Source organism: Exiguobacterium sp. S22-S28 (assembly GCF_043359615.1).
Lineage (GTDB): Bacteria > Bacillota > Bacilli > Exiguobacteriales > Exiguobacteriaceae > Exiguobacterium_A.
The window spans coordinates 59,246-79,067 of record NZ_JBHFFC010000031.1 but is presented as its reverse complement, the minus strand read 5'-3'; the positions used below and the strand labels follow the sequence as shown (position 1 = coordinate 79,067).

17 protein-coding genes, 1 pseudogene and 1 other annotated feature (1 of these 19 only partly in view) are annotated in these 19,822 nt (G+C 47.0%); of the genes and pseudogenes, 5 read left to right on the top strand and 13 right to left on the bottom strand.

The window, feature by feature from the left end; all coding sequences use genetic code 11:
- Window positions 1–28: 28 nt before the first annotated feature.
- From ACHA8N_RS14855 to ACHA8N_RS14845, 3 genes are read right to left on the bottom strand one after another with little or no spacing between them, the layout of a single operon-like run.
- Window positions 29–772 carry a sugar nucleotide-binding protein gene (locus ACHA8N_RS14855; protein ID WP_393966173.1) on the bottom strand — a complete coding sequence of 248 codons (744 nt, stop codon included), beginning with the start codon at window positions 770–772 and terminating at the stop codon, window positions 29–31.
- On the bottom strand, window positions 769–1,854 hold the full coding sequence (locus tag ACHA8N_RS14850; protein WP_147512065.1) for an SDR family oxidoreductase: 1,086 nt from the start codon (window positions 1,852–1,854) through the stop codon (window positions 769–771). The genes ACHA8N_RS14855 and ACHA8N_RS14850 overlap by 4 nt, the downstream gene beginning before the upstream one ends.
- On the bottom strand, window positions 1,851–3,995 hold the full coding sequence (locus tag ACHA8N_RS14845; RefSeq protein ID WP_393966172.1) for a PAS domain-containing sensor histidine kinase: 2,145 nt from the start codon (window positions 3,993–3,995) through the stop codon (window positions 1,851–1,853). The genes ACHA8N_RS14850 and ACHA8N_RS14845 overlap by 4 nt, the downstream gene beginning before the upstream one ends.
- 187 nt (window positions 3,996–4,182) lie before the next feature.
- Between ACHA8N_RS14845 and ACHA8N_RS14840 the strand changes: the two genes are divergently transcribed.
- Both ACHA8N_RS14840 and ACHA8N_RS14835 read left to right on the top strand, forming a co-directional pair.
- A complete protein-coding gene (locus tag ACHA8N_RS14840) occupies window positions 4,183–4,707 on the top strand; it encodes a restriction endonuclease (protein WP_147512063.1) in 525 nt (174 codons plus the stop codon).
- A 171-nt stretch (window positions 4,708–4,878) separates the two neighbouring features.
- Entirely contained in the window at window positions 4,879–5,355 is a 477-nt protein-coding gene (locus tag ACHA8N_RS14835; RefSeq protein ID WP_147512062.1) for an LURP-one-related family protein, read from the top strand.
- A 42-nt stretch (window positions 5,356–5,397) separates the two neighbouring features.
- Here the strand turns inward: ACHA8N_RS14835 and ACHA8N_RS14830 are convergent, their stop codons facing one another.
- On the bottom strand, window positions 5,398–6,018 hold the full coding sequence (locus ACHA8N_RS14830) for a DUF1836 domain-containing protein (RefSeq protein ID WP_393966171.1): 621 nt from the start codon (window positions 6,016–6,018) through the stop codon (window positions 5,398–5,400).
- A 116-nt stretch (window positions 6,019–6,134) separates the two neighbouring features.
- On the opposite strand from ACHA8N_RS14830, the gene ACHA8N_RS14825 reads away from it, so the two are divergent.
- Complete coding sequence (locus ACHA8N_RS14825; RefSeq protein ID WP_147512060.1) at window positions 6,135–6,782, top strand: diacylglycerol/polyprenol kinase family protein; 648 nt, start codon at window positions 6,135–6,137, stop codon at window positions 6,780–6,782.
- A gap of 1 nt (window position 6,783) precedes the next feature.
- On the opposite strand, the gene ACHA8N_RS14820 is transcribed toward ACHA8N_RS14825, so the two are convergent.
- From ACHA8N_RS14820 to ACHA8N_RS14810, 3 genes are all read right to left on the bottom strand, one after another.
- Window positions 6,784–7,647, bottom strand: a complete 864-nt coding sequence (locus ACHA8N_RS14820; RefSeq protein WP_393966170.1) for a tetratricopeptide repeat protein — start codon at window positions 7,645–7,647, stop codon at window positions 6,784–6,786.
- A gap of 109 nt (window positions 7,648–7,756) precedes the next feature.
- Window positions 7,757–8,881: an alanine dehydrogenase gene (ald, locus tag ACHA8N_RS14815; RefSeq protein ID WP_393966169.1), complete on the bottom strand. Its 1,125-nt coding sequence runs from the start codon at window positions 8,879–8,881 to the stop codon at window positions 7,757–7,759.
- A 120-nt stretch (window positions 8,882–9,001) separates the two neighbouring features.
- Window positions 9,002–10,219: a PucR family transcriptional regulator gene (locus tag ACHA8N_RS14810; RefSeq protein WP_393966168.1), complete on the bottom strand. Its 1,218-nt coding sequence runs from the start codon at window positions 10,217–10,219 to the stop codon at window positions 9,002–9,004.
- Between the two features lie 160 nt (window positions 10,220–10,379).
- Between ACHA8N_RS14810 and ACHA8N_RS14805 the strand changes: the two genes are divergently transcribed.
- A complete protein-coding gene (locus ACHA8N_RS14805) occupies window positions 10,380–11,756 on the top strand; it encodes an alanine/glycine:cation symporter family protein (RefSeq protein WP_393966167.1) in 1,377 nt (458 codons plus the stop codon).
- 321 nt (window positions 11,757–12,077) lie between these two features.
- Here the strand turns inward: ACHA8N_RS14805 and ACHA8N_RS14800 are convergent, their stop codons facing one another.
- The 4 genes and pseudogenes from ACHA8N_RS14800 to ACHA8N_RS14785 form a co-directional block, all read right to left on the bottom strand.
- Window positions 12,078–12,932 carry a sulfite exporter TauE/SafE family protein gene (locus ACHA8N_RS14800; RefSeq protein WP_393966166.1) on the bottom strand — a complete coding sequence of 285 codons (855 nt, stop codon included), beginning with the start codon at window positions 12,930–12,932 and terminating at the stop codon, window positions 12,078–12,080.
- A 107-nt stretch (window positions 12,933–13,039) separates the two neighbouring features.
- Window positions 13,040–14,555 (bottom strand): annotated as a pseudogene (locus tag ACHA8N_RS14795) (solute symporter family protein).
- On the bottom strand, window positions 14,552–14,878 hold the full coding sequence (locus ACHA8N_RS14790) for a DUF485 domain-containing protein (protein ID WP_147512054.1): 327 nt from the start codon (window positions 14,876–14,878) through the stop codon (window positions 14,552–14,554). The pseudogene ACHA8N_RS14795 and the gene ACHA8N_RS14790 overlap by 4 nt, the downstream one beginning before the upstream one ends.
- Window positions 14,879–15,177: 299 nt before the next feature.
- Window positions 15,178–15,822 (bottom strand): TVP38/TMEM64 family protein, encoded by a 645-nt coding sequence (locus ACHA8N_RS14785; protein WP_393966165.1) that lies wholly within the window; start codon window positions 15,820–15,822, stop codon window positions 15,178–15,180.
- A 239-nt stretch (window positions 15,823–16,061) separates the two neighbouring features.
- On the opposite strand from ACHA8N_RS14785, the gene trhO reads away from it, so the two are divergent.
- Window positions 16,062–16,979 carry an oxygen-dependent tRNA uridine(34) hydroxylase TrhO gene (trhO, locus tag ACHA8N_RS14780; protein ID WP_393966164.1) on the top strand — a complete coding sequence of 306 codons (918 nt, stop codon included), beginning with the start codon at window positions 16,062–16,064 and terminating at the stop codon, window positions 16,977–16,979.
- 59 nt (window positions 16,980–17,038) lie between these two features.
- Here trhO and ACHA8N_RS14775 read toward each other — a convergent pair whose 3' ends face one another.
- Both ACHA8N_RS14775 and ACHA8N_RS14770 read right to left on the bottom strand, forming a co-directional pair.
- Window positions 17,039–17,827, bottom strand: coding sequence for an alpha/beta hydrolase (locus ACHA8N_RS14775; protein ID WP_393966163.1), 789 nt, complete (start codon window positions 17,825–17,827; stop codon window positions 17,039–17,041).
- Between the two features lie 6 nt (window positions 17,828–17,833).
- Window positions 17,834–19,510 (bottom strand): GGDEF domain-containing protein, encoded by a 1,677-nt coding sequence (locus tag ACHA8N_RS14770; RefSeq protein ID WP_393966162.1) that lies wholly within the window; start codon window positions 19,508–19,510, stop codon window positions 17,834–17,836.
- Between the two features lie 125 nt (window positions 19,511–19,635).
- Window positions 19,636–19,822, top strand: a binding site (T-box leader); it runs 36 nt beyond the window's last position.

Below are 19,822 nucleotides of genomic sequence, written 5' to 3'. Positions count from 1 at the left end.
CGTATTGATCGGGACGGAGGACACTTTTTTAATGGACGAAGGACAGGCGTTCTGAAATCGGTCGGATGGTGACTCGTTCGTCCGTCATCCGGTCATCGCGTGTCATGCTGTTGTCTTCGGTAATCTGCCACTTTGAACCGTGCAGGGTGTTCAAGGCTGTCACGATCTCAAAGAACGAATGATCGGAATTCCCGTTTGCCAGATAAAGACCAGGCGTATACGTCGTGACAATCGTGTATAGTGTCTGTGCCGTATCCTCTAAAAAGGCACAGGAAGGATACCACTGTGTACTGGCGGGAATCGGACCTGCGGCAGCATGGCGTTCCAGATAATCAATCATATTATTGGATCCGGCTGTCTGTCCGATCTGCCAACCGATCCGGACGATGTGTGCGTCGGGATTGACCGCTTGAATCAGACGTTCGCACGTTCGTTTGTATGCGCCGTATTCATCCGTTGCTGCCGGCGTGACCGTAGGAGCATGTGGTCCTTTTTGTTCGTCAGCATAGACGGAAGCAGTACTTGTAAAAAGAAACGGAATGTTTCGTTCAAACGACAGCCGCGCAAGCGTTTCGGCGAATTCAGCCGAACCCATCCCGATGTGCAGCAACAGGTCGGGCTGCACACGATCGACGAATGCTTCCATGACGGCAGGATCAGTTGTTGAGACGACCGATCGATCCCAGGCGGTGATGTCATAGTGATGGGACCGGAAGACGTCTGCGAGGACGGGAGCGACCGTTCCGTTCATACCGGTGATTAAAACGTTCATGTTGTTTCTCCAATCTGTGAGTGTTTTGTTTTGTAATAGGTGACGAGACGGGGAATCAGTTCTGCTAAATCCGGACAGATGATACCCGTCCCGTCTAAATCACGCAATGCGTTACTCGTATCATACCGGGCCGGATGTACGAAGTAATCAAGCGTCTGGCGTTGCATCTGCAGGCGTTTGGCGATACGCGGTGTCAACAGGGAAGTGACGAGCCGAAACGGCACGATGCCGCGTGGGTAGGAACCGTAATAGACGACGTGTAACATCTCGTAAATCGCGCGGGCTCCATGGGGAAATGGATCTGTCAGATGATACGTCGTCCGCACCCCTGCCGGAGCATGACTGAGATACGTTGTCGCCTGGACGACATAATCATACGGCACAAGGTTGACTAAAGCGTTCGCTCGTCCGGCGTAAGGCAACGGAGCAAATGACTCCAGCAACCGTAACGCGTTCAGGACAAAGTAGACACCGTCCCATTTCGGCGTTTCACCGGTTTGGGAATGACCGACGACAATGCCCGGACGGATGATGGTATACGGTAACGTTCCGATTTCTTTTCGTAAACGTACCTCTGCCAAATATTTCGTTTCTTCATAGGCATTTTTAAAAGTAGTTGAATGGGATAAGTCATGTTCAAATATGGTCCCCGTCCGAAGACCGGAAACATAAGCTGTACTGAAATAGACATAGCGTTCCAAGTGTCTGCACGTGTGGGCGAAATGTGTCACATGAGATGTTCCGATGACATTGATCCGAAAAGCAACGTCAAAGGAGGTCGCCAAGTCGTACAGAGCTGCCAAATGAAAAATATGTGTTACACGAGAGGACAGTTCGTGATGGACGTCTTCCGATATACCGAGACCGTCTTTCGTGATGTCTCCCTCGATTAAAATCAGCTGTTCCGGCTGAAGTGCCGTCGTACGCAAAAAATGTTCTTTTTGTGCAAGGGCACTCGTCCGTTCCTGTTTGAGATGAAGTAAATAAAAACAATCGATTTGATCCGGGACTAAGGCCAGCCGTTCAATGAGTTTTGTCGCTAAAAACCCGGGAAATCCGGTCATCAGATAAGTTCGGTTCATGTTTTTTCAAAATCCTTTCGTGGATCAAGTTCTAACACGACAGTGAACGTCGATCCTTCATTTAATTCGGATTCGACAGAGATGGCGCCACCGTGAGATTCGATGATTTCTTTACAAATCGCAAGTCCTAAGCCGGTTCCACCGATTTTTCGGACTGCCGAATTGTCGACCCGGTAAAATTTCGTGAATAATTTATCAAATGCATTTTGAGGAATGCCAAGACCGTAATCCGTCACGGTCAGGACGGCTTGATCAGATAGTTTTGTAAGTCGGACTTCGACCTTGTTGGCTGCGGGAGAATATTTAATGGCATTGGACAACAGATTGATGATGACTTGTTTGATTTTGTCCTCATCAGCGTAAACGAAAATGGGATCCTCCTCCGCATAGGTGTGAATCGTATGAGTCTCTGCAGTCTCACTAAATGTTTCAATCGTTTCTGTCAGCAAATGACGTAATGAAAAATGAGTAAAGACGTAATCCTGTTTACCGGCTTCCATGCGTTGAATATCTAAAAAATCATTGAGTAGCGTCGTCAATCGTTTCGTTTCTTCGTGGACGATTTGGATGTAACGAGTCGTCTTGTCGGCTGTCTGTTCTCGATAACGCAACAGCTCCATGAAACCAAGGATGGAAGAAAGGGGAGTCCGCAGTTCATGTGAAACAGTACTGATCAACTCGTCTTTGACATGATCCATTTTTTGCTCTTCCGTTCGATCTCGGAAGACGAATAAAAAACCGTGACGGGAAAAACGATGGTGTTCTTTTTTGATGGATGTTGCATAGAATTCAAAGAAATTTTTACCCGAGTCATCCGGTTGCTGTAACGTGAAGCGGGAAGAGATTTCAGTATGCTTGCCGGCCAGTAATTCTTCGACTTGTTGCAACATGGTGTAACGCGTTGCTAAATCAAGATTCGGAATCATACTGATCCGCTCTTGGATTTTACTTGGTGCGATACCCGGTACATCAAGTAGTTTACGTGCTTTGACATTCATGTAGGCGAAACTGCCATCTACTTCTGTCAGCAAAAAGCCCTCATTGGAAGCCTGAAGAATCGATTGCGTAATGTCCCGTTGGCGCATGATGGCATTTTTCTCGCGTTCCAACATCTTTTCGATTTTTTTTCGTTCACTGATATCGCGTACGACGGCAACGCGCATTCTTGTCTTTTCATACGTAATTTCGCGGGGGAAGACTTCGATTTCGACAGAAGTCGCATCGGCCCGGCGACCGATGACTTCGTAAGGTTCTTCATGATGATTCGTTATTCGATGCATGACTGATTCTTGGAACTCAGGCTGGATGAAGTCGAGAATCTGATGTCCTTTCATCAACTCCAGTCTCGTCCGGAAGATAATTTCAGCAGCACGGTTGGCATCGAGGATGGTCCCTTCGTCGTGAAAAATGACCGCTTCTAAAACCGATTCAGCAATCAAGCGAAATCGTCGTTCGCTTTTGATGAGGTGCAGTTCGATTTGTTTTTGCGAACTGATATCTGTAATAAATAAGAAGAATCCGCCGTTTCGGAGTCGGGTCATGTATAACCGTCCATAGAAAGAAGAGCCGTCTTTACGATGGTACATCCATTCATTTTCAATATCCCGACCGTGTAATAAGAGAATATCGGCATCTGAAAGATTTTTTAAATTCAATTGTTCAAGATGCTGTTTCCGAAGCTGGAATTCTTCCGAATCGTGAAGATGGACGGGAGTCATTTTATGAAGAAACTCCGAAGGATCGAATCCGAACAATGAGCCGGCAGTTTCATTGACCGCAGTCACAATAAAATCTTCATCAGTTACAAATAAGGCAGCATCAATATTTGAGTCCAACACTTGATCAAGATCAAGAGACTGGATGGTCACTAGAAATAACTCTGTTTGCTCCACGGGAGAAAGTGTCAACGTATAGGGTGGGGAGACGACTTGAACCCGGCTTGAAATCGGAAAGAGTGTGTCTTCCACCAAAAAGAACGATGAGAGAGACAATCCGGTAGACGAAAGTGAAAATTGCTTCTGGAAGGCTGGATTCGCAAAGTCGATTAAACCCAGTCGATCAACCAGTACGACAGGTTCTTCGAGCGCGCGTAACGTTGCGTGGATGACTTTGCTGGAAGAAGGAGATGAATGTTCTGCCATGAGCTGCCTCCTTAAAAAGAAATGAGCATTAACCATACGATAAGATTAGGAAAGTCTCGTTTTGAGACGTAGTCTCTTAATAGTATTCTCCATCCTTTCCGCTGTTCCTTTTTGTAGGCGCGGGACCCGTTTAAATTTAGTATGATGAAATCAAAGAATGACCGGCTGGAGGAGGAAGGTACAAAGGATGCAGAAACAAATACGTAGGAGAATGACAGCCTTGCTTTTTGCAGGAGTCGGAGCCATCGCGGTTTATTTTTTTTCGAGTTCATGGGAACCTTTAATATTGATTATCAGTATAGTAGGGTGTATACTCTTTTTAATCCTTTCTTTCCTGACACCAACGCTTGAAAATCGACTGGATCGGATGGAAGGCAGAGAGTTTGAAGAATGGTTGGTCGAGCTTTTTGAAAAAGCCGGGTATCGTGTCGAATTGACACCGGCCTCACGTGATTTCGGAGCAGATTTGTTGATTGAAGATGCACAAGGGTATAGGATTGCGATTCAAGCGAAACGATACAGTTCAGCAGTTGGTTTGGAAGCTGTTCAGCAAGTGGCTGCGGCTGTCCCGTTTTATGACATGGATGAAGGGTGGGTCGTCACGAATTCAACTTATACGGAAGCTGCGTATCAGTTGGCGGAACCGAACCGGATTCGATTGATTGACCGAAAAGAATTACTGGAATTTGCCCATGAGATTGGCTTTCGCTAAGGTTGTCGAATGATTGTCGACAAAAGGGGGTTGTCAATTTGTTCAAACGGTGCAATAATCATTTTCGTTAACGAAATATCAGTCAGATAAAGAAAATCAAATTATTCGGAATGTCTAAATATACTGGGGACGAAATACCAGCACTTTTTAGCAGTGAGAGGAGAATTTCTGTTGCGCAAAGTTGTCTATGTGCAGGGTTGCGTTTTTTCGCAAGGTCATGCCGCGATTTATGATGAATCGCACCAAATGATTGGTGCAGTTCAACACGACGAAACCGGTCGTGTCGAAGTAATGAATGGTGAAGGTAGAGGGGTAGCGTTTGGTAAGTTCATCCCGACATGTAAAAAATGGGTCGTGATGAACCACGATGGTCAAGAAGTAGGTCAAATGCGTGAGAAATTTTCACTCTTCTCGAAGAAATGTGAGTATAACGTGTATGAACGTGGCACGTATACAATTTCCTTCGACCTGACAAAAGGAAAATTCTCGGTTCGGAGTTCAGCGGGCGAAGTCGTCGCAGAATTGTTGCAGGACGGTGATGAGTACCGCCTTGTCAAAGATGCGGATAAACTGTCGATGTATGAACTGCTCTCTGTTTTAAAAAGTCTGACGAATCACGTCAACTACAAATCACTTACAGCAGTCTAAAAAAAGATGTCCCCCGATGAGTCGGGCGGACATCTTTTTTTGTTAAGTGTGTAAGACCTGTTGCAGGCGTTGCTTCGCTTCGTGCGTCAGATGCGATATACGGCGTGCATAGAGACAAAGTTGGAGGACATGGACCGTTTCAGGGCGGTATGCATGGATGCGTTCCAATGAGCGTCTGAGACGTTTTTCCGTCAATTCGATCGGACCACTTGTTTCGGCATGTTGCGTATAGATAAGATAAAAATCGAGTGGACTGATCAAGTCATCTTCATCGATATTCGGGTTTTTAAAGACAATCGTCAATAACTCCCGTGTTTCTTCTAATGAAAAGAGGTGCTTCAAATCATCGAGCAAGTAGATGATGGCAGCTTGGTTGATTGAATATTTTTTACCGCGGTGCGGGACACCAATGATGTCTCGGACTTCCCGTTTCGTCCAGTTTTGAATCGTCGTTGCCGACATATGTTCCCCGATCAATGCATTGGCCAAATGGACAATTTCATTAATGGACAAGCCATTTTTCGTTGGATCAAACTGTTTGAGGCGTGTTATGACTTTTGGAAGCTCAGCTTCCTCTTCAGAAACGAGTGTACCGATTCCTTTGCCTTCTTTTAAACGAAACAGGCAGCCGGACAACGTTTGAACTGCTTGAGCATCATACATGAAGAATACTTCCTCTCTAGAACGTCATTTGACCTTATGTTAACAAATGGAGGTTCGAAAGAGCAAACGTCAATCGAACAAAGTACAATGAAACTATCAGAAAAAGGGGGATTCGTATGGAGTGGATTGCTGCAATTGGAACAATCGTCATCGTTGGAATCGTGTTAGCCCTGATTGAATGGACGGGCGGAAAAATGCAGGTATCACCGGAAACCGTCCGCAAGTGGATTCATATTGCTGTCGGCCATTGGGTCTTTTTGGCACTTGCTTGGATGGAGCATTGGTATGTCGCCGTCACGCCGTTATTGTTCTTTACACTAGTCAATCTAATCACCTTAAAACGAGGGAAGGGGAAAATGAATCAGGTCGACCGGCGTTCGTACGGTACCGTTTATTATCCGATTTCTTTAGCCGTGCTGGTCGTCTTCTTTTTCGAACAGGAACCGATGGCACTCGTTGCGGGAAGTATGGTACTTGCCTGGGGAGACGGATTAGCCGCTCTCGTCGGAAAACGATTCGGAAAAACATTCTACACCCGCGGAAAAATCCAGCGTTCGTTTGAGGGGAGTATTGCGATGTTTTTAGCTTCGTTCCTGGTACTGACAGTGACGTTCCTGTTTTACGAGGAACCGACTTGGCTTGCTGTCAGCTACGGATTTTTACTGGCCAATATCGCCACATTGATTGAAGCGGTTTCGTACCGGGACACCGATAACCTGTTGATTCCATTGACGATTGGTGCCCTCGTCGCCTTCGCCCTCTAAGTCATCCGCGGTGCAGCAAGCGATTGATCCAGTACCGTGATCGGATGGACAGATACAACGGAACGGATCGTAGTCCGGCATGACGAAACGTTAAGTCGCGGCACATATCGGTGAAAATCTTGCGGTACATCCGTTCGTCGGATTGATCATGGATGGCTGCCCACATACTATGTTCGACCATCAGAGACAGAAGCGAATCGAGCCGCGCAGTGGTTGCTTCGTCTGGTTCACCGTCAAGTGTCTTACAAAAGGCGTCATATTGCATTTCAGCGTTATTAGCGGCAATGGCATGAAACACCATATCGTGCCGATGTTCAGGAATTTCGAGCAGTAATGCATAGAGCGATTCCAAGACATAGTCGTCATGATCCGGCATCGACTGCATCATATCGATCATCATCAGTGTCCCTTCTCTGTCAGGACCGATCTTTTTCAAATACTGGAGAGCGTGATGTGCAGCCTCCCCATGAAATGTACGGTCATAATAATGAACGGCAAGGTAACGATGGACGATCGGTTCGCCCGGGAAAAGCTTGAGGGCAGTCAAGAAATGTTGTTCCGCCTCATGTTGAAATTGCTCCACTTCGCTCATCAAACCGAGAAGCAGATGAGCCCGGACATGATCTCCTATCTTATCACGTGCTAACTCGATTTGTTGACGTGCTGCTGAAAAATCTTTCGCATGGAACAAACCATAGGCATGTGCGATGCTGGGAAGGGGATGGGTCGGTGCTAACTTCTGAAGGTATTGGATTTTTTCATGCAGTTGCTCCACTTCGATTTCAGAAGTCAGGTGGTTCAGGAGATCAAGTTCCGCAAAGGGAATCGTGATGTCGTTTGAATGTGCGTGTAACGTATGTGTCATATCTAATCCACCTTATGTCATGTTATCTGTTCATCATATAGGATATCTGAGACAAGAAACAGTCCGTTGCGCAAAGCAACGGACTGTTTCTTATTTGCATGTTATGCGATTAAGCGTGCAAGTGCAGAACATCCTCAACGGATTTATACGTGTAACCTAAGTCACGTGCTACAGCTTCGTACGTGACGAATCCTTGTGCAACGTTCAGCCCTTTTTCAAGCGCAACATTCTCAGCGAGTGCGCGGTGTGTGCCTTTGTTTGCGAGTTCTAACACATAAGGAAGCGTCGCATTCGTCAAAGCAAGCGTTGATGTGCGTGGAACCGCACCCGGCATATTAGCAACAGCATAGTGGACAACACCAAACTTTTCATACGTCGGATCATCGTGTGTTGAAATCCGATCGACAGTTTCGAAGATTCCACCTTGGTCAATCGCAACGTCAACGATGACAGAGCCTGGTTTCATCCGCTCGACCATTTCCGCTGTAACAAGTTTCGGAGCTTTTGCTCCCGGAATCAAGACGGCACCGACGACAAGATCACTTTCAGCGACAGCTTCTGCAATCGTGTACGGATTTGAGATCAATGTGTTGATGGAATTTCCGAAGATGTCATCGAGTTGACGGAGACGTTCCGGACTGACATCGATGATGGTGACATCTGCACCAAGACCAACCGCAAGTTTTGCTGCGTTTGTTCCAACGACACCGCCGCCGATGACCGTGACTTTACCGCGACGAACGCCAGGAACACCTGCTAACAGGATGCCCATGCCGCCGTGTGGTTTTTCGAGGAACTGAGCTCCGATTTGTGACGCCATCCGACCAGCCACTTCACTCATCGGTGTTAAGAGTGGTAACGTCCGGTTTTTCTCAACCGTTTCGTAAGCAATGGCTGTAATGTTTGAATCAACGAGTGCACGTGTCAATTCAGGTTCTGCTGCGAGGTGCAAGTACGTGAACAATGTCAGTTCCGGACGGAAGTATTGGTATTCCGAAGCAACCGGTTCTTTTACTTTGAGTGCAAGCTCAGCAGTGGCCCAAACTTCAGCAGCTGTTTCGATGATTTGTGCACCGGCCTGCGTATATTCTTCGTTCGTAAAGCCACTCCCCATACCGGCTTTTGTTTCGACGATGACCGTATGTCCTTGACCCGTTAAGGCTGCTACCCCAGCAGGCGTTAACGCAACACGGTTTTCGTTATTTTTAATTTCCTTTAATACTCCGATGATCATAAATGCGATCCCCTTTCGCGAATAAACAAACAGTGTTTCACTTCCCCTTCAGTATACGAGAAATGAAAGCGTTCTACTTTATCGGCGATTTCAAAAATACAGACAATCCTTTGTGAGAAATCACAAAGGATAACGGTCTGCTTTTAAATACAAGTAAAGGAGTGCACGTTCCGGGAGTGACTCCATCCGGATGCCGGCTTCTTCTTCAATCCGGCGCATCCGGTAGAGGATTGTATTTGGGTGGACGTGCAGATGGGAAGCCACCTGCTTGACGTTCCCATCATAGTGAAGGAACCACTCCAACGTTTCACATAAGGAGGCGGCATGTTTGCCGTCATACGCACGCAACCGTTCAATTTCTTCAAGCCGGACGGTCCGTCGGCGCAAACGCTCGGAAAAGATCGGCAACAGTTGGAATAACCCGAGCCGTTCATAGCGGGTCACTGCATCCAACTCAAAGGGAAAGGCATCCTTTAACCGTAAGACGATTCCCGTCTCTTCGTAGCGGTCCGGAATGGATTGGACACCGGTGAACACTTCACTGCTGGCAGAAATGAAGTTCGTATAATTGAACCGTTCCGCGAGCATTTGTCGAAAGGATTGGATGAAGGCGTCAAATTGAAGCCGTTCGTGTTGGGCATCTTGATCGTTTGTGCTGATCCACAAAATAAAATCCGTTTCATCATACGCATACAGGAGCGGGCGAACGGTTTGCTGAATCGTCAGCAAGTAACGCAATCGATCCGCAAGACGGGGCGTGATGGCCTCTGAGAAGCGTATCACCATCAACCGACTGATGCCGGGTGGAGCCAAGTGTAATTTCGAAAAGGTCTTCAGGATTTCCGATTCGGGCATATCTTCATGAAGCAATTCAAAAAAGAATTGTTCCGATTTTTCTTCCTGCCGTTTCTTTTGCATGTCAATCGCAAGTAGCTGACGTTGGGCAAGCAGGGCACCTTTTTTTAAATCTGCTAATTCCATTGTTGAAAAAGGCGTGGTCCGAGCGATCGACCAAATATAGCCGAGAATTTCTGTATCCTGTTTAATGGCGATTGCCACCCGGTCATTCAGACCGACACCGGTCCGAGCCGAAATGATGAGAGGTTCATCTTGGGTAGCCAGATTTTGAATGACTTCATCTTTCCAAAGTTGATCGATGACGGATTCAGGAACCCGTCGACCGATGATGGTTGCGATCCGGGCTGGGTCTGTATCGGCAGTGTGGGTACTATAAGCCAGTAATCGATGATTTCGATCCTCAATCGTGATCGGTGCGTTTAAGGCGATCCCAATGGCTTCCGCCAAATCATCGAGCGAATGATAGGTCGCTTCTAACATAAAGTCATTCCTTCTTTCTCTCTAAATGTGCTGATGTAATCAGTATATCTTGATTTGTGTAAAATCACAAAAATTTTCGTAATGGATTGTAATATTAAACAAACTTGTGCTAAGGTGGGCGACAGAGTATAGGTTAAAGAGAGAGAGAGGACCAACGAATATGGATGTGTTACAACAGATTTCATCATGGATTTGGGGAATCCCCAGTATGGTCTTGTTGGTCGGGACAGGACTGTACTTTACGATTCGTTTACGCGGCTTACAATTTCGGCGCTTAAAACAAGCGTTTCGTCTGGCATTGACGAAATCCGAGCATGGCAAAGGGGAAATCAGCAGTTTTCAAATGCTGATGACATCACTTGCTGCGACGATCGGGAACGGCAATATTGCGGGTATTGCTGTCGCTCTGACGATGGGTGGACCGGGTGCTGTCTTTTGGATGTGGGTCATCGGATTGATTGGAATGGCGACGAAATACGCCGAAAGTTTACTTGCGATTCTTTACCGCGAACGAAATGATCGTGGGGAAGTGGTCAGTGGACCGATGTATTACATTGAAAAAGGACTTGGAAAAGGGTTTAAACCGTTAGCGGTTGCCTTTGCCCTTTTCGGATTGATTGCATCGTTCGGTGTCGGAAATACGGTGCAGGCGAATGCGATGTCAACGGTATTGAATCAAACCTTTAACGTCCCGTTACTTGTGTTTGGAGTAATTTTAGCAGTTGCCGTTTATTTTTCGATTCGCGGAGGATTGGAACGCGTCAGTTCGATCTCGACGATTTTTGTACCATTGATGAGTCTGCTCTACATTTGTGCAGCACTCTTGATTTTAGTCATTCAGGCGGATCAAGTTATACCGGCACTTGGATTGATTGTGCAATATGCGTTTGAACCGCTTGCGCCGGCGGGGGCGTTCACGGGTATTTCCATCATGGTCGCAATGCAAGTTGGGGTCGCACGCGGAATCTTCACGAACGAAGCAGGGCTTGGAACGGCTGCTTTGATTGCAGGTTCGGCTAAAAGTGAACGTCCGGCGGAACAAGGGTTGATTTCGATGACCAGTACGTTCATCGTGACCATCATCGTCTGTACGATGACAGCGCTCGTGTTGATGACGACCGGTTTTTGGGATCCGACGGGTGGAGAATTATCAGGTGTTGCCCACGATGCATCGCTGTCTGGCGCAGCATTGACTTCAGCCGCCTTTACAAGTGTCCTCGGTTCAAGCGGAGCCTGGATTGTTGCTTTTTCGGTGTTCTTTTTCGGCTATTCGACGATTATCGGATGGTACGTCTACGGAGAAAAATGTTTGGAGTATTTGAGTGGTGCGACACGTTTTAATGAAGCGTACCGGATCGTTTTTGCGGTTGCTGCATGTTACGGTGCGGTGGCGAATCTGGAGCCGCTTTGGCTGGTTGCGGATATCGCGAATGGGCTGATGATGATACCAAACTTAATCGGTATGTTGTTGCTGTCAAAAATCGTCATCGATCATACGAAACAATATGAGGCGGGAACGATTCGACGGGTAGCATGATAAAATCAGATGAAACGAGAAACGTGGCTGACTCAAAAAAAGAATCACTCGTCTTTTTACGCCCTTTCCTCAGGCGAGACACAAGCCAGTTTTCCTGCCTCATTCAGGCAGGAAAGCGGGTCTTGTTTGTCTCTGACAGCGCAAAAATGCGCTTTTTCCTGTAGGAGTTGCGTGTAACGAGTAATTCTTTTTTTACGAGATGAGGGTGGCAGATTATCATTCTGCCACCCTTATCTTTGTGGAGACTGACTTTGGAGTCAGCCCCGTTTTTTTTTTTGCAATTGATGTTGTGTGCAGACTGCTGCACGTAAGAAAAATAAGTTACCGTTTCGCAGAACGTCTTCGACCATAGACGACCAGAGTCAATAAAAAGACGAGACTGAGGGCAATCAGCACAATCAAGGAAGCGACGTTGAAATGAAGCACTTCAAGAAGTACGCTCAGTGCAACCGTCAAATAGAAAATCCCCAAATATTTTTTGACAAAGGCACTCTCAAAATGCGCCAATTGCTTGGCACCGATCGGCGCACCGAGCAAAGCGCCGATGATCAGCATGATACCGACGACGAGGTCAACATCGGTACTCGCGACCGTATAGTTGACGAGACCGGATAACACAATCAATAATGCGGAGGCGATACTTGTTCCGACGGCACGCTTGAGTTCATAACCGGCAATTCCGACTAACAACGGTGTGATGATGAATCCACCGCTGACCCCGAGTAAAGACGAGATGAAACCGGCGAATAATCCGATGAAAGCAAGGGCAAGATAGCGGTTTTTCCAACCTGTCTGAGGACCGGTCGTTGATTTGGGACGCAAGAATTTATTGGCGAAGTACAATAACAGACCGATGTAGACAATCGAGATGACCATATGTGCCCCGTTCACTTCCTCCAATCGAAGGACGAGAGGTGTAGCGATGGTGGAGCCGATGATACCGACTAAACCGACAACCAGACTGTCACGCCAAACGACGTTTTTTAAACGGAGATGGGACAGCGTACCGGAGACCGTTGAGCCCAATGTCAGCATCAAACTCGTCGCGATGGCAACGCTTGGTGCAAAACCGAGAATCAACAACAACGGAGTCAGAATGATTCCGCCGCCGATTCCGAAAAAACCAGAGATGATGCCAATGAAAAATCCGAGAGGTAAAAAATAATAAAAGTCCATCTATGCCATTCCTTTCACGATCTATAATACGGTAAGTATGGCAATCTACCTGCAAAATGTAAAAGGGAACGGCTCCTTCAAGGGGGTTGAAGGAGCCGTCGAGGGGATTATTCTTTGGATGCAGCGACTTCGGTCGCTGTATCAATGCCGGTATTGGCTTTGACGAGAATCCGTTCGAAGTTACCGGCAACCTCGTCGGATTTTGTAACAAGCGTCCCGATGATCGCACCTAGAAAACCAAGTGGAATCGAGACGATTCCTGGATTCGCCAGTGGGAATAGGGCTTCCCCGACGAACAAGGCTGAACCGTCGACTGCCCAGATATTCGGACTGAGCGCAACGAGAATCAGAGAAGAAAAAAGTCCAACGATCATTCCGGTGACGGCTCCGCCAGTACTGAAACGGCGCCAGAAAATCGTAAGCAGAATGACCGGCAAATTGGCACTTGCCGCAACAGCAAAGGCAAGCGACACCAAGAAGGCGACGTTCATGGATTGGGCAAACAGGGCCAAGACCATCGAAACGAGCGCAACGGCAATCGAGGCCAACCGAGCAGCCGTCATCTGTTCTTTTTCCGTCGCCTGTCCTTTACGTAAAATGTGACTGTAGAAGTCATGGGCAAAGGCGGAAGCGGCAGACAGGACCAGTCCGGCAACTACGGCGAGGATCGCCGCCGAGTGCTTGAGCAAGCAAGGGGGCTGCCATATTTCCGGCAGCGTTTGCGGCAATGATGTCCTCTGAACCGACAAAGGCGGCAGCTCCAAAACCAAGGAAAATCGTTAAGATATAAAACGCACCGATGATCCATGTCGCATACACAACGGATTTACGGGCAGTTGGTGCATCCTTGACGGTAAAAAAACGAATTAAGATATGCGGCAGTCCGGCTGTTCCAAGGACAAGCGCCAAGTTCAAGGAAATCGTATCGAGCGGCAGCTTAAACTTATTCCCTGGATTTAAGAACGAATCGCCGAGTGGTGTTGCTTGTTTGACTTCGGAAAACATCTTCATGATTGAAAAATCAAACTTCGCAAATACCATAAAGGAAATGACGGCTGTTCCGGCCATCAAGAGTACGGCTTTGATAATTTGCACCCATGACGTTGCGGTCATGCCACCGAAGACAACGTAGACCGTCATCAGGATACCGACGATGATGACACTCGTTGTATACGGGATACCTAGCAACAGTTCAATCAAGGCACCGGCTCCGACGAGCTGGGCGATCATATAAAAAATCGAGATGACAATCGAATTCATCGCGGCGACACCACGAACTTTTGAAGCGTTAAAGCGAGCAGCAATCATATCCGCCATTGTGTATTTCCCTAAATTTCGCAACGGTTCTGCGACGAGATACAGCACCACGAGATAAGCGACGAGGAAACCAATCGAATAAAAAAATCCATCAAATCCGGCTAAGGCAATCATGCCGGCAATTCCTAAAAAGGAAGCAGCCGACATATAATCACCAGCGATGGCCATTCCGTTTTGGGCTCCGGTCAGCCCGCCGTCCGCTGTGTAAAAATCATTGGCTGTTTTGGTCTTACGGGCAGCAAAATATGTAATGACGAGTGTCAACCCCACAATCGCCGCAAACAGAGCGACAGCTGTATAATTCATCGTGACTCCTCCTTGATCTGTTCGACCAAACGATCAAACGAACGGGCTTTTTTGTTATAGAGGGTACAGAACGTCCATGTCATGATGAATTGAAGGAAAGCAAATAACCAAGCACCCGTGATATCTCCAATCAATGGTTGATTTAAAAATGTAAAATAGCTTGTCATGATGGGAAGGGCGAAATAAAAGATAAGACAAAACAGGATCGCCGGGAGGATAAAGGTGTTTTTTTCATGCATCAGTTGTTTAAATGAAGCACTTTCGACGATTGTCTGCGCGGAGCGTGTCGTCTCCGTCTTCGTCGATTCCGATACTTGGTGCATAGGGACGCCTCCTTCAAAAATGAATTTAAATTCATTATAGAGACACTGTTGTTGGAAAATCTATCCTAATTTAATGAAGGTAAAATCTGAAATTATACTAGTATTGGTCTTACCAATTTAATGTAAGCGTTTTCAATGTTGAACAAAGTGTGAACGATATTTTCATATAATAGTCAGTTGCGAAAATGATTCAAAAGTCCTGTGTCTAAAAGGACTCGAAAATCTGACAAAAAAAGAAGAAATCAAAAAGCGACAGATCTCTTGATGGATGAAAGAGGTCTGTCGCTTTGGCGGATAAGTTATTTATTATTGTGTTCGATGTCTTGTTCAATCTCGCGGAGCACTTTTGAACGACGGGAAAGGGCACGCCGTTTAATGATTTCTTCCACTCCACGGCTGACTCCCCAGATGGCGAGTAAAATCAGGAACAGAAAGACAAGTCGAATCGGTCGTTCCAAAAAAGTCGACCATTCTTTACCGATTAAGGAAAAGATGATGACGACAATCAATCGACCGGCTCCGGCAGCAATCAAATATGTCCGAAGTGACAGCTGAATCATCGCCGAAATGGATGTAATGATGAATGCCGGCATGAACGGAAGTGAGAAAAAGAAGCCGAGCGAAATCGGACTCATATGGCGAACCCGTTCAATCCATTGTTGTGCGCCTTTATGTTGTTCAAGCCACCGTGTGACGGGGCGGCGAAATAAATAACGAATACAAGCGAAAACGACAAGTGAACCAAGCATACTTCCGACCCACGAGACTAACACACCCATCCAAAAACCATAGGTCGCTGCGTTAGCGGAAATGATGAGAACAAGTGGGAGGAACGGAAAAAGTGATTCCAAAAAAGGAGCAATCAATCCGGTCGAAGCACCACCCGGAAGATCCTGAAGAAACGTAATCATTTGTTCAATCCATTGACGGACGGTTTGGAGCATTCGAAATCCTCCTTACAAAATAAACTGCTATCTTCTATTTTAACTCTTTCGTCGTCAGAAAGGGAGAGACATTATGTAATCGTGATCCGTAACATAGCAATTGTACAATTCAAACGAAGTTGGTATCATACTTAAATGGGTGCGTTTTGCAGGCGTTCCCAGCTAGCTAATAGCTATGACGCTTCGTTCGCCAACGTTCGTTTTACTGCAAAAAACTGACATGGGGGCCAATGAGGATTATGAAACCTTATCGCGTACTATTATTTTATAAGTATGTTCCAATCGACAATGCGGAACAAGTAACAAAGGAGCACCTTGCGTATTGCAAAGAGCTCGGCATCAAAGGAAGAATCTTGATTGCACCGGAAGGAATCAACGGAACGTTGTCCGGAACGGTCGACCAGACAGAACAGTACATGCAAGACTTGCTTGCCGATCCACGGTTTAGTGACATCGAGTTCAAAATCGATGAGGTCGACGAGCATGCCTTCAAAAAAATCTTTGTCCGTTACAAGAGTGAGCTCGTGACATGGCGTTTTGAAGATGAATTCAACGTGCCGGAAGAACATGCAGCCTATCTCGAACCGGCTGAGTGGAAAAACATGATGCAAAATGAAGATGTCGTCATCTTAGATGTCCGGAACAACTATGAATACGATCTCGGTCATTTTAAAAATGCCGTCAAAGTCGACGTGGACGCATCACGGGAATTCCCACAATGGCTCGATGAAAATGAGCACCTGTTTGAAGGGAAAAAAGTCCTGACGTATTGTACGGGCGGTGTCCGCTGTGAAAAATTCACGGCCTACTTCCGGAAACGTCAAAACAGTGATGATATCTTCCACCTTAAGGGCGGCGTCGTCATGTATGGAAAAGATGAAGCGACGCGTGGAGAAGATTGGGAAGGCGAATTGTATGTGTTTGATGAACGTGTACAAGTACCTGTCAATGAAGTCAACCCGACCGTCGTCTCGACCTGTTACTACTGCGGGAAAGACGAGACACGTTATGTGAATTGTGCGAACCCGGAATGTAATCGTCAACACTTCTGTTGCGAGGACTGCGAACCGAAAGTGATGCGGTCTTGTTCAGACGAATGCCGTGAGCATCCGCGGAATCGTTATGTTAAAGAACAGGCGGAAGCACTCGTCAAGTAAACACAACCAATCAAAACAGGCTGACGGCATCCTCACGGGGAATGCGGTCAGCCTGTTTTTTAGGACGAAAACAAGAAACGGAGAATATCCGGCATCCGTTTGGCCCATTCCGTTTCGTGGTGAACGGCGTTTGGAATGACAGTATAGGTCGCGCTGTCGACTTTTTTCTGTACCGCTTTGGCGAGCACATCATTCGTGTGCAAATAATCATTTTCGGTCATCGGTCCACTGACTTCTTTTGTGCCGACATCCATGTAGCAACGATGCTGTTCTGATAGACGGGGACTACGTTCGATGAACTCCAGTAAGGAGGAGAAGTTGGCCCAGCCGGCGGTCGACAAGGCGGCGACGCGTGTGATGATTTCAGGATAGGCGAACAATCCATAAAGTGAAATCACGCCGCCCATCGAACTCCCGATCATGGTCGTGTCGGTCGGGATCGTCGCGTAATGTGTATCGATGTGCGGTTTTAATTCGTGGACGATCCAGTCCATATACAGCTTGCCGTTTCCACCAATCGTTGTCCGGTGGGAAGGATAGGCAGTGCGCATGAGCAGAGCTTCATCCGTCCAAGGAGCATATTCGTCATATCGATCCATTCCGTCGTCCGGACTGTCGATGGCGACAATCATCGCATGCAACTTGACCGCATGTAACGCATGATGGACTTCCCAGCCTTTTCCGAAGGACGCGGTTTCGCCGCTGAACACATTTTGCCCGTCGTGCATATAGATGACAGGAAGTGCTTCTTCGGCTGACAGTTCCGTCGGGCGGTAAATCCGGATGGTCCGAGGTGATTTCAGCATCGGGATGATGTGTTCGATTTCAATAATGGACAAAGTAGTCACGACCTTTCAAAGGTTAGCGTAATGGGCGGTACAGTTTCGACCGTTATGTTTGCCGCCGACATAAAGGGCATGATCGGCTTGACGAAGCGACTCTTCAAAGGTCCGTTCACCCGGATGTTCGACGGTATCGACACCGAGACTGATTGTGATCGATAAGCGGTGTCCGTCGACCAAAAAAGGGCGGTCCAAAACAGCATGACGAATCGTCTCTGCGAAATCAATCGCTTGGTTCTGCGGACACTGGCGGAGCAAGAGGACAAACTCCTCTCCACCGTAACGGGCGGCAAACACATCTTGCCGTGTTTGCTGCAAGGACCGGATACGGCGTCCGAGTTCACGAAGGACGAGATCGCCGACTTTATGACCATACGTGTCATTGACATGCTTAAAATGATCGATATCGAACAGGACGATCGACAACGGATAACGGTCGGAGTTGAATTGATAGGCTCCTTCTTCATAAAAAGCACGGCTATTGGACAGTTCCGTCAACGCATCGGTTCGACTTTCGGCATAGAGTTGATGCGTTTCCTGGGAACGATGCAACGAACGGCAAAAAATCCGGAGTAAACGTGACAACTCATCCGCCTTTGCCTCATCGTAGGCATCAGCTGTTTGATGGAACAGCACAATCGATACATCGACGTCTTCATTCGTGATCGAGGGAATGGCGAGCATCGAATGCCGATCGACCGGTAAATCGATTTGAATGTCTTTCCCCCAATCAAACCGGAGACCGTGGAGGATGGGCGTCTGAAGTTGCTCAGCGGATAATGAATGAAACAAGGGTAGGACATCGATGACCGTCTTCGTCCGAATATTATAGATGAGTTGTTTCCGTTGCTGTTGAATCGAAATCCAGCCTTCCGAGAAGTCAATCAGGTGGGGCAAATCAATCAATAACGAGTCGATCGTCTCGCGTTCGAAACGTGAGATCAAGAGGTGTTCTTTCGCATCATCAAACCGTTTGGCATTTTCATTGGCTTCAATCGTCACGCCCCGTTGTTGAAGCAACCGTTTGAACAAAAGTAAGATCAGGGCCGAGACGGAAGCGGCGATGAGCGGATTCTCATCATAAAACCAGATGCCGAGAAACGCACACAGCATACTCGTCCCGTAAACCAGTGTCTGAAGGCGGACAAGACGGATCCAATCGTATTTCAGATACAAGACACGATTGACGAAACGGCACTGCACGTAAGAGACGAGCATGACCGCCGTCAAATATCCTAAAAAAGGAATGATCGCTTCCGAGTACGTGAATCCGGTACCGATGGGTCCACCGAGCGCCAAGTAAACGAGTGAGGGACAGGCGAGATAAAATAAATCAAATAAGACGTTGATCGGATACAAGTATAAAAATCGTTTGAGGCGGATTTCTTTTTTATGAGAAAAAATTTGAAAGATGATGATGCCGATTTGACTGAGCAGAATCGACGGCAACAAACCGTAGTTGAGAAAGATAAACAAGATGATGCCTTCTTGAAACGTATAATAGATCCCGCCACGACGAACGTTATCGAATTGGAATAAAATGATGAGTGCCAGAAGATAGATGGCATTACCAAATGAAAGTGGAAAGTCGATCAGAGTCGGACGTGCGAGTAAAGCAAAGGTGAACAGACCGGCAACGAGACACAACACAAGCCAACTCGTCCGTGCCACTTTTTGATAGTAGACCATAATGCGTCCCCTCCTTTAACAGTCCTTCCCTAACTTATACCCGTTTTGTGGAAATTATGATGAGCGATTGACAAAAAAATAAGGTTGAGAGAATGAAGCAGATTGCGTATAATGTGGAAGATATCAAACAATCAATGACGAAGAAAGTAACGGGATCATTTGATCGACCAGCGAATCAGGGAATGGTGGAAGCCTGAATAGATTGAAAAACCGTGAAACGCACTTCCGAGATGCTATCCGAATCAACCTGATCAGGCGTAGCCGGGGGTCCCCCGTTATCCCCAGTTAAAGTGGGTGTCGAACCGTCGACAC